Genomic DNA, 11,675 nt, shown 5'->3' on the forward strand with positions numbered 1-11,675 from the left:
ATGCTAAAGAATAATTATTTAATATACCTCACAATTTTAACTCATAAAAATAACTAAAAACACGGCTTTAATTATTTAAGTAATTGATAATTAAATGTTATTGTGTGTTTTTACTTGTTTTGGTTTTTTATTGGTTAGCTTTGTTGTTGTTAATTGGCATTACAATTTGCGTTAATTAATCTGTTTGTTGAGGCGATCAAAGGTTGACCATTGTATGATTTTCGTCTAGCTTTGTAATCATCTTGTAAATGAAGTGTATCTTTAAAGTGCAGGATGTAACCAATAACTTAGCAATGCTGTTTTGGAAGCCTTGAAGGCTTAAACCAAAACGCTGCAAGAGGAAACACACATGGGACACAAATTATCTAAAATTACCTTAGCGATGTTATCTGCAACTTCGCTAAGTTTTGCCACTTCCACGCTTGCTCAAGATGCTCAACAAGAAGCCGAAAAAGACGTAGAAGTTATACAGGTTTCTGGTATTCGCGCCTCGCTTGCCAGTGCACTGAATGAAAAACGTTTTACAAATAATTTAGTAGAAGTCATTGAAGCTGAAGACATTGGTAAATTGCCTGACCAAAACTTAGCGGAAGTGTTAGAAAACATCACGGGTATACAAATTACTCGTGAAGCAGGTGTTGGTACGGGGGTTCAAATCCGTGGTACGGACGCAAACCGTACAGAGATTAACGGTGTGTCAACGGTAGGTTCAGGCGCAGGCCGAAGCGGTATCGATTTTGAAGACGTTTCAGCAGCAATTATTGCGGGGTTGGAAGTAACCAAATCGCCAGACGCTAAAACGATTGAAGGTTCTGTTGGTGGTACCATCAATCTTAAAACAATTCGTCCTCTTCAATTAACCGAGAGACTGACGTCGATTCGTGTTCAAGGTGAAAACAGTAGTTTGTCTACAGACAGTGGTTTCCAGCCTCGTCTTTCAGCGACTTTCGGTGATAACTGGGAAAACGATCACGGTAAATTTGGTATCGTAGTAAGTGGCAGCTATTCAGAGCAAGATGTATCTGCATTCAGGCCCCGTGCTGACCGAGATAACTTAATTGCATCAGATAGCGGCGTGGCCAGCGCGCAATCCTTCGACTTCCTACCCATCCAGTTTTTCGTACAAGATTATGACAACTACGAGTATGAAACGAAAAACTTTGTAGGTACCTTTGAATGGCAGCCAAACGACGACACTAAGTTTTTCTTCGACGCAATCATCAATGACCAAGAACGTTTACAAGAAAGCTCACGTGTTCAGGCTTCAGGCGTAAGTGCACTTAACGATATTTCAGTACCCGATGCATTCGAAACGATTAATTTCGGTTCTTTAGGTGGCACTGATTTAGGTTCAATGCAGGCTGCTCTTCGCGGTGTCATTCCAGTCAATCTTGATAACGATGACGACGATCCTAATCTTCGTTTGTCTACCGATACAAACTCTCGTATTACAGAGAGCCAAATCTTTAGATTAGGTGGTGAGTGGCAAGGCGAGAAATGGTTTGTAAGTGCTGAAGTTGCCTCTTCATCTTCAGATACTACCACTCCTAGCTTTAATACTACCCTTAACTTTATCAACCCCAATGCACCGCTAGATGCTGGTGGTGGTAACGACAACAGTGTTCCGTTTGAATATGACTTATCTGGCGGTTCATTAGCGTTCGGAATTGCTTCTGGTGCAGAATACGCACCAACAGTAGAACAGCTTTTAGACCCTGCTAACGTTGTTTTACGTGATGTGAATATAGGTAGAGATACCACTGAAAACTCAGAAGATGCGATCCGTTTTGATTTTTCTTATTACGTAGACTCGATGATCACGTCAGTTGACTTTGGTTATCGCTACAATAAATCAGCGAGCACCCGTGACGATGTTAACACCAGTGTTGGTTTAAGAAGTATGGAAGACAGCCCTCGAGGTGATTTGTTCTCTGAATTACTAGTCGCTGGGCCTAATAACTTCAACGATGCGGATGGTCGCGAACTTTACGTTAGAGATTTCTTAATCATTAACCCTGAATTAGTGGCTTCAGATCCGGATGGCGTATTAGCTTCACTACAACAAGCTATGGACGCACATGGTTCGACGGCTACATTGAATGCGCCAACATCAAGTTCATCAGGTTTCTTCGACATCGAAGAAGAAACACATGCACTTTATGCGCAAGCAAACTTTGAGTATGAGATGTTTCGCGGTAATTTTGGTTTGCGTTATTTGCAAACTGACGTTACCTCAGTGGGTAACTCAATTACTGTTGACGGTGATGGAAACGAATTGGTATCGCAAGTAACTAATACCGGTGATTATGATTTCATTCTACCTCGATTAAATATCGTTGCTGATGTGACTGATGATGTTGTCCTTCGCTTTGGTGCAGGTAAAGATATTCGCCGCCCTAACTTCGACGACTTATCTACTTCAGTAACATTTAGCACAAGCCCTAACCCAAATGTAGCTATCGGTAACCCTGGTTTAGAGCCTGAAGAAGTAACCTCTTTCGACTTAGCGGCAGAATGGTACTTTGCTGAAGCGAGCGTGTTAAGTGTTGGTATATTCCATAAAACACGTAAAGCGCTTCATGTTGACCAGATTGTAAGTGCATTTGAAGATCCAGTAACAGGTTATCGTGATCTTACCGACCCTTGTGAAGGTGGCGGTGTGTTTAACCCAATTGCTGATATCAACGTTTTTGGACCTGAACTAGGCACAGGTATTTGTGTAGGTACAGAAACTAAGATTAACGACGCTGGCGAAACCACGCAAAAAGGTATCGAAATTGCGGTTCAATATGACCTTTCAGGTTTTGAAAAAGAACTAGGTTGGGCTTCAGGTTTCGGTGTACTTGCTAACTACACGATTCAAGAGTTCGATGGTGGTGATTCAGAAAATACGGCCACTAGTCGTGCGGCAAATGTATTTGCAGCCTCTACGGGTATCGATGATATTGAAGTGTCAGCAATTCAAGGCTTACTCAACTTATCTGAAAATGCCTATAACTTTACCTTGTACTACGAAAAGTTTGGTTTGTCAGCCCGTATGCGTTACACATGGCGTGAAGCGTACCGCTCAGACGACTTCGGAAGCACATCTAGCTTCCCTTGGGGTTTTCCAGTAGTTCAGGAAGACCGTGGCCAGCTTAACGCTAGCATCAACTACGACGTGAACGAAGACTTGAACATAGGTATTGAGGCGGTAAACATTACTGAATCAGAAGTTGAGCAGTCTTGTATTAATGAAGGTGCACTGTTGTGCTTCCAAGGTCTTACTGACCGCAGAGTTACTTTAGGTGCTAACTACCGCTTCTAATCTGCGACTAGCTTCACTAATAACACTAAATTGAAAAACCCCAGCACTAGCTGGGTTTTTTTTTGTTTAAAATTAAGTTCGCTAGTGTTTGATAATCGTCATTCGATTTGGATGGGGGTTAAAGGGTTGTACAGATGAGTCTTCAACGAAATATGTTTAATTGGATGGATACAAGGGGCTAGCGTCAAAAGGTACGTGCAATAGATATTTGCTAAAAGGGTATAAAGCAGGCACAAAAAACTGCGTAAAGGTTACCCACATATAGGGGCCTTTACGCAGCTTTTAAACAGGTAAGTAACCAATGCGCTTTTACATCAAGCGCACTGCCAATAGTGTTACTGACCTTTAATTTCAGAGCGACCTTTATAAGTTGCAGCATCACCCAAGGCTTCTTCAATGCGAAGAAGTTGGTTGTATTTAGCAACGCGGTCTGAACGACATAGTGAACCAGTCTTAATTTGGCCAGCCGCAGTGCCTACTGCTAAATCAGCAATAGTAGCGTCTTCAGTTTCACCAGAACGGTGAGAGATAACAGCAGTGAAGCCAGCATCTTTCGCCATTTTAATTGCGTTCAAAGTTTCAGTGAGTGAACCAATTTGGTTGAACTTGATAAGGATTGAATTGCCAATACCGTTATCAATACCACGCTTAAGAATCTTGGTGTTAGTTACAAACAAGTCGTCGCCAACAAGTTGTACTTTTTCACCAATTTTATTGGTTAAGCTTGCCCAACCGTCCCAATCGCTTTCGTCTAGGCCATCTTCAATAGACACAATAGGGTACTTGTCAGAAAGGTCAGCTAAGTAATCGCCGAAGGCTTCAGAGTCGAAACTCTTGTCTTCACCAGATAATACGTATTGGCCATCTTTGTAGAATTCAGATGCCGCACAATCTAGTGCAAGCGTAATATCTTCATTCATTTTGTAGCCAGCGTTTTCTACCGCTTCTACGATAACCGCTAGCGCTTCAGCGTTAGAGCTAAGGTTTGGTGCGAAGCCACCTTCGTCGCCAACGGCCGTATTTAGGCCTTTAGCAGAAAGTACTTTCTTCAATGAATGGAAAATTTCAGCACCCATGCGTAGGGCTTCTTTGAAGCTCTTTGCGCCTACTGGTTGTACCATGAACTCCTGAATATCAACGTTGTTGTCTGCGTGCTCGCCACCGTTGATGATGTTCATCATTGGAACCGGCATTGAGTATTCACCAGAAGTACCGTTAAGATCAGCAATGTGCTCGTAAAGGGCAACGCCTTTCTCTAGAGCCGCTGCTTTAGCAACTGCTAGCGATACCGCTAGAATTGCGTTTGCACCAAGAGTTTCTTTATTTTCTGTGCCGTCTAGGTCAATCATGACAGCGTCGATATCAGCTTGTGCTAGTGCATCTTTACCTAAAAGCGCAGGTGCAATGGCATCATTAATAGCGGCTACAGCTTTTACTACGCCTTTACCTAAATAACGAGACTTGTCACCGTCACGAAGTTCTAGTGCTTCGCGGCTACCGGTTGAAGCGCCAGATGGTGCAGCAGCACGACCCATAACGCCTGATTCTAAATACACGTCTGCTTCAACGGTAGGATTACCGCGTGAGTCCAGAATTTCGCGACCAATAATGCGACTAATTTTCGCCATGTTTTTTCCTTAACAATTGTTTGGGAACACAACGGGAGAAAGTGTTCCCTTATTAGAAATTAATGATTCTCTTTTTGATACTGTCCAGCGGCAGCGACAAACCCTTTAAATAATGGGTGCCCATCACGAGGGGTTGACGTGAATTCAGGGTGGAATTGACCCGCAATAAACCAAGGATGGTCAGGTATTTCTATTACTTCTACAAGTCGTTTGTCAGTGGACAAACCACTTACCTTTAACCCTGCGGCTTCAATTTGTTCACGAAGGTTGTTGTTCACCTCGTAGCGATGACGGTGACGTTCATAAATTTCAGCGCTGCCATACATCTCATGTACCTTAGTACCTTCAATTAAATGGCAAAGCTGGCTACCCAAACGCATAGTGCCGCCTAAGTCTGAATTTTCGGTACGTACTTCTGTTGTACCCGCTTCATCAAGCCATTCTGTAATTAAGCCAACAACGGGGTAAGGTGTTTCAGGGTCGAACTCTGAGCTATTCGCATCTTCCATACCCGCCACATTGCGTGCAAATTCAATGAGTGCAACTTGCATACCCAGACAAATACCTAAGTAAGGGACTTTATTTTCACGCGCATAGCGTGCTGCTGCAATTTTGCCTTCAATGCCGCGCTCACCAAAACCGCCAGGCACTAATATAGCATCTAGCTGTTCTAGAATTTGTGGACCTTTGCTTTCAACATCTTGCGAGTCGATATGGTGAATGTTTACGGTTAGGCGATTTTTCAACCCAGCGTGTTTAAGCGCTTCGTTAACTGACTTATAAGCATCCGGCAGTTCAACGTACTTACCAATCATACCGATGTTAACTTCGGCTGTAGGGTTAGACTCTGCGTAAAGTACCTGTTCCCATTCTGAAAGGTCGGCTTCTTTGCAGTCTAAACCAAAGCGGTCTACCACAAGTTGATCCATGCCTTGCGCTTTAAGTGCTGCTGGTATGCGATAGATGCTATCTACGTCTTTAAGCGAGATAACTGCTTTGTCGTTTACGTTAGTAAACAACGCAATTTTAGAACGCTCGGTAGAGGGAAGCGCGCCAACAGAGCGGCAAACTAAAATGTCTGGCTGAATACCAATAGAGCGAAGTTCTTTAACCGAGTGCTGTGTTGGTTTCGTTTTTACTTCACCAGATGCTGGCATGTAAGGCACTAAGGTTAAGTGCATATACATGGCTTTTTCGCGGCCAAGCTCAGTACCTAGCTGACGAATTGCTTCTAAGAAAGGTTGTGATTCGATATCACCAACCGTTCCACCAATCTCAACAATAGCCACATCGTGACCTTCAGCGCCTTCAATCACACGGCGCTTAATTTCGTTGGTAATGTGTGGAATAACCTGAATAGTGGCGCCTAAGTAGTCGCCTCGACGTTCACGTTTTAATACTTCTTCGTATACCCGCCCGGTAGTGAAGTTGTTACGCTTAGTCATACGGGTGCGAATAAAACGCTCGTAGTGACCAAGATCAAGATCGGTTTCTGCGCCATCATCGGTAACAAATACTTCGCCATGTTGAATAGGGCTCATGGTGCCTGGGTCGACATTAATATAGGGGTCGAGCTTTAACATGGTGACGGTGAGCCCGCGAGCTTCAAGAATTGCGGCTAAAGACGCAGCGGCAATACCTTTACCTAGCGATGAAACTACACCACCGGTGACGAAAATATAATTTGTCATGCGAAACCTAGAACGTTGAGTTGTATTGGGTAAATATGAGTGTAGTTTAGGAGCTAAACTAGCCATACTTTGGACGGGTTAATAGTATACGCAAGTTAGTGTGAGCAAACAATCTGTTTGCCCACACAATCGCGTCTTTTAGCTATTTGGGCGCCGCTTTTGCGGCAAGCGCTCCTTTTTATGACTGACTTAAACGCTTTAACGTATAAATGAGGTCTAGTGCTTGGCGTGGTGAAAGTTCATCTGGGGATAAATTTTCCAACGCTTCTACAACCGGATGAGGTTTATCGGGGAACAACAGCTGAGACTGAGCAGGTGCAGTTGACGCTGCCTTTCTATTGCTTTGTTTAGCGTGTTGCTTGCCAGTTTCATCCGTAGTGTTAGATGATTTATCAGTTTTATCATCAGCACTAGATTCAGTTTCAGAAATAAGATGCGCGTTTTCCAAAATAGCGAGTTTTTGTTGCGCCGCTTTAATAACCGGCTTAGGCACACCTGCAAGTTGCGCAACCTGTAAGCCGAAGCTTTTACTGGCCGCGCCGTTTTGTACACTATGCATAAACCGGATGGTATCGTCGTGCTCTACTGCATCTAAATGCACGTTAACCACACTTTTCTCGGTATCGGGCAGTTCGGTAAGCTCAAAATAATGGGTTGCAAATAGGGTGTAAGCATTCAGCTTTTGGGCGAGATAGCTGGCGCACGCCCAAGCAAGTGATAAACCATCGTAGGTACTGGTGCCGCGACCAATCTCATCCATTAAAACTAACGAATGCTCGGTTGCATTGTGCAGAATATTGGCAGTTTCTGTCATCTCTACCATGAAGGTTGAACGACCAGATGCTAAATCGTCCGATGCGCCAATACGGGTAAATATTCTATCAATTTTTCCAATATGGGCGTTTTGTGCGGGCACATAGCTGCCAATATACGCGAGCAGCGCAATCAACGCGGTTTGGCGCATGTAGGTTGATTTACCGCCCATGTTAGGGCCAGTAATAATAAGCATGCGCTGGCTATCGTTAAGTGTTAGCGGATTGGCAATGAAAGGGTCTTTCATAACCTGTTCCACCACAGGATGCCGACCTTCTTCGTAGGTTAGCGCACTTTCCATACTTAACGTTGGGCGATACCAATCAAGACTTAACGCGCGCTCGGCGAAACAGCACAATACGTCGAGTTTAGCCAGTGCTGCGGCAGTTTCAATCAGTGCATTTAAGCTTGGCGCGACTTCATCGAAAAGCGCTTCATAAAGCTGTTTTTCGAGGGCTAGCGCACGGCCTTGACTGGTAAGTACTTTATCTTCGTGCTCTTTAAGTTCTGGGGTAATAAAGCGTTCAGTATTCTTAAGGGTTTGCCTGCGAATATATTCGGCGGGCGCTTTGTCGCTATTGGCACGACTAATTTCGATAAAGAAGCCATGAACCCGGTTGTAGCCTACTTTTAGGGTTGAAATGCCCGTGCGTTCACGTTCGCGTTGCTCCATGGCGTCAAGATAATCAGTAGCACCTTGCGACAATTTTCGAAGTTCATCTAATTCGCTGTTAAAGCCTTCAGCAATAACCCCGCCATCGCGAATAACCACAGGCGGGTTATCGATAATAGCGTTATTTAATAAAGCTTGTAGCTCTGGGTAAGTACTGATGGCCAATTTTAATTCATTTAGCTGTGCAACGTTATACGCCCCTAACGCTTCTTGAAGGTCGGGCAGAGTGTTCAACGCGTTTTTAAGCCTTGCGAAATCTCTGGGTCTTGCTGAACGTAATGCCAAACGTGCCATTATGCGTTCAATATCGCCAATCGTTTTTAAATGACCGCGAATAGCATCTGGCTCATTGTCGATAAGTGCTTCAATGGCATCTTGACGGTTATGTAATTCGTGTTGATCGGTAATTGGCGAGTGAATATAGCGTTGTAGTAACCGGCTACCCATGGCGGTAGTGGTAGTATCCATCACGCTAAACAGGGTATTTTCAATGCCACCGGCCAAATTATGAGTAAGTTCTAGGTTTCTGCGGGTAGCAGCATCTAATTGTACGCGACTGTCTTGCTGTTCTTTTTGTATCCGGCGAATATGGGGAAGGGCAGTACGTTGCGTATCTTTCACATATTGAAGCACACAACCGGCGGCGCCAATGCCTTTGGTTAAATCTGACACGCCAAAACCCGCCAGCTCTTTCGTTTGAAACTGAGCGGTTAATTGTTCGGTGGCGGTATCAATATCGAATTCCCACTCGGGGCGACGACGCAAGCCTTTTCGCTGCTCAATCAAGGGTAAACTTTCAAAGCCTTCAGGATAGAGTAGTTCAGCAGGATTAATCCGTTGTAGTTCACCTAACAAGGCATCATCGGTGTCGCACTCAACCACTACAAACCGGCCACTGGTTACATCTAATGTGGCCACGCCGTAATGCATACAATGGCCGCATACTGCTGCAAGTACATTATCGCGGCGTTCTTCTAATAAGGCTTCATCGGTAACCGTACCTGGGGTAACAATGCGCTGAACTTGGCGCTCTACAGGGCCTTTGCTTGTAGCTGGGTCGCCAACTTGTTCGCAAATCGCCACCGACTCGCCCATTTTCACCAACCGGGCTAAATAGCTTTCAACCGCGTGGTAAGGAACGCCAGCCATAGGAATAGGATCGCCACCGGACTTGCCCCGTGCGGTTAATGATATATCAAGTAGTTCTGCGGCTTTCTTGGCATCATCGAAAAACAACTCGTAAAAGTCGCCCATACGGTAAAACATAAGAATGTTAGGGTGCTGCGCCTTTATCGTTAAATACTGGCGCATCATAGGAGTGTGTGATTCCAAAAAATGCCTCGTGCTTTTTTATTGCTGCTACTTGGGATAACTCAATTTGTTATATTAACAGAAGAATTATTAACAGAAGAGTGATTAAAAGAGCAGGGGTGCTAAAATAATCGCTTTTCGTATTTGCTGTGTATTATTGATACGAGTATGGAATTTTCAACCATTTCCTGAACTCTTTAGTAGATTGATGGCTCTCATCAATGAGTACATCGGCACAGCCTAATGCTTCAAATTAATGCTTCAACGGCCGAAGTTGATAATAGCGCCGATAGCGATAAAGGACATTCATGGTATCTGACAATATAACAGAGATGGTGACGGCGCTGGGTAATGCGCTTCGCCGTAAAGGCTGGACAGTTTCAAGCGCAGAATCTTGCACCGGAGGCGGCGTTGCGTTCGCTTTTACCAGTATCGCTGGCAGTTCGGATTGGTTTAATCAAAGTTGGGTGACGTATTCAAACGACGCAAAAATACTTGAATTAGCTGTAAAGCCAGAAACTCTAAATGCGCATGGTGCGGTGTCGATGCAGACCGTTGAAGAGATGGCGGCGGGCGTTAAGCACAAGAGCGACGCGAATGTCGTGGTAACCGTAAGCGGTATTGCAGGCCCAGGTGGCGGCAGCGAAGAAAAGCCTGTGGGTACTGTTTGGTTTGGGTTTATCTGTGGTGCTAAATCAGAAACGATTAAGCAGGTTTTTGCTGGAGACCGCGAGACTGTTCGTCTGCATGCAATAGAATTTGCGATTACCCACCTATTGGCGATGTTGGCTGATTGAACAGACGATCATCTAAGATGCTACTAATAAGAACCCAACAAGCAAAATAAAATGAAAACTCAGGTTGAAACTGTATGCTTGTACAGTATAGAATGCACGCAACACTTGGTAAGGTGTCGGTAAGCAAATGTTGATGCAATGAATGCTAGCTGTATGGATGAGTAATACTGTTAGTAAAGATAGTTAGTATAAATAGCAAAGGCAGCTTCAACAAAGACATCACCAACTAAAGAATTTAACCGCTAATCCTAGAGGATATTGACGTGGACAGTAATAGATCTAAAGCTTTAAGTGCCGCACTTGGGCAAATTGAAAAGCAGTTCGGTAAAGGCGCTATTATGCGTTTAGGCGACAACCAAGCGATGGACATTGAGGCTATCTCTACTGGTTCACTCACCATTGATATCGCTTTGGGCATAGGCGGTTTGCCATGTGGTCGTGTGGTAGAAATTTACGGACCTGAAGCCTCGGGTAAAACTACACTTACCTTGCAGGTAATTGCAGAGGCTCAAAAGAATGGTAAAACTTGTGCCTTCGTAGATGCTGAGCACGCACTTGATCCAATTTACGCGTCGAAGCTAGGTGTAAACATCGATGAGCTTTTAGTTTCTCAGCCTGATACGGGTGAACAAGCGCTTGAAATTTGTGACATGCTGGTTCGTTCTGGCGGTGTTGATGTCGTTATTGTTGACTCGGTTGCTGCCCTTACGCCAAAAGCGGAAATTGAAGGCGACATGGGTGACTCACACGTTGGTTTGCAAGCGCGATTAATGTCGCAAGCATTGCGTAAACTTACCGGTAACATCAAGCGTTCAAATACCTTGTGTATCTTCATTAACCAAATTCGTATGAAAATTGGTGTAATGTTCGGAAGCCCAGAAACAACAACCGGTGGTAACGCACTTAAGTTCTACTCTTCAGTACGTTTAGATATCCGCCGTATCGGTGCGGTCAAAGAAGGCGATGAGGTAGTAGGTAACGAAACTCGCGTTAAAGTAGTGAAAAATAAAGTAGCACCGCCATTTAAGCAAGCTGAATTCATGATTCGCTACGGCGAAGGTATTAGTAAAGAAGCTGAGCTTATCGACTTAGGTGTTAAGCAGAAATTGGTTGATAAGGCCGGTGCTTGGTACAGCTACAAAGGTGATCGTATCGGTCAGGGTAAAGCGAACGTAATGAAGTTCTTAAAAGAAAACCCAGCTATTGCCGATGAGATTGAAAAACAAATTCGCGCAGAGCTACTTTTACCTAAAACAGTGAAAGTAGAAGAAGCACCTGCTGCAGAAGATGATGCTCAGCAGTAGCTACTAAACTCACTATAAAATAGCGCATTTGTGTTATTTAAAAGCCCACCCAATGGTGGGCTTTTTTGTGTTCAAAAAACATACTTGCTAACACTTTAATTCTATATCTTGGATTGAATTAAAATAAAAAAACAGTAACGCTGTAATAAAA

General features: G+C 44.1%; 6 protein-coding genes. 3 read left to right on the top strand and 3 right to left on the bottom strand.

Translation table 11 applies throughout. The annotated features are described in order from the left end of the window. The first annotated feature begins 349 nt into the window (after positions 1–349). A complete protein-coding gene (locus tag FLAVO9R_RS04350; protein WP_159529104.1) occupies positions 350–3,307 on the top strand; it encodes a TonB-dependent receptor in 2,958 nt (985 codons plus the stop codon). Between the two features lie 335 nt (positions 3,308–3,642). On the opposite strand, the gene eno is transcribed toward FLAVO9R_RS04350, so the two are convergent. The 3 genes from eno to mutS form a co-directional block, all read right to left on the bottom strand. Continuing rightward, the gene (gene eno, locus FLAVO9R_RS04355) at positions 3,643–4,935 is read right to left on the bottom strand and encodes a phosphopyruvate hydratase (protein WP_159529106.1); all 1,293 of its coding nucleotides are present in this window, start codon (positions 4,933–4,935) and stop codon (positions 3,643–3,645) included. Positions 4,936–4,994: 59 nt separating this feature from the next. Beyond that, on the bottom strand, positions 4,995–6,626 hold the full coding sequence (locus FLAVO9R_RS04360) for a CTP synthase (protein ID WP_159529108.1): 1,632 nt from the start codon (positions 6,624–6,626) through the stop codon (positions 4,995–4,997). Positions 6,627–6,804: 178 nt separating this feature from the next. After that, a complete protein-coding gene (gene mutS / locus FLAVO9R_RS04365) occupies positions 6,805–9,426 on the bottom strand; it encodes a DNA mismatch repair protein MutS (protein ID WP_159534385.1) in 2,622 nt (873 codons plus the stop codon). 305 nt (positions 9,427–9,731) lie between these two features. Between mutS and FLAVO9R_RS04370 the strand changes: the two genes are divergently transcribed. Both FLAVO9R_RS04370 and recA read left to right on the top strand, forming a co-directional pair. Then, entirely contained in the window at positions 9,732–10,220 is a 489-nt protein-coding gene (locus FLAVO9R_RS04370) for a CinA family protein (protein WP_159529119.1), read from the top strand. 263 nt (positions 10,221–10,483) lie between these two features. Then, the gene (gene recA, locus FLAVO9R_RS04375; protein ID WP_159529121.1) at positions 10,484–11,524 is read left to right on the top strand and encodes a recombinase RecA; all 1,041 of its coding nucleotides are present in this window, start codon (positions 10,484–10,486) and stop codon (positions 11,522–11,524) included. The last annotated feature ends 151 nt before the right edge of the window (positions 11,525–11,675 follow it).

This window comes from Alteromonas sp. 38 (assembly GCF_902506055.1).
GTDB classification, from domain to species: Bacteria; Pseudomonadota; Gammaproteobacteria; order Enterobacterales; family Alteromonadaceae; genus Alteromonas; species Alteromonas lipotrueae.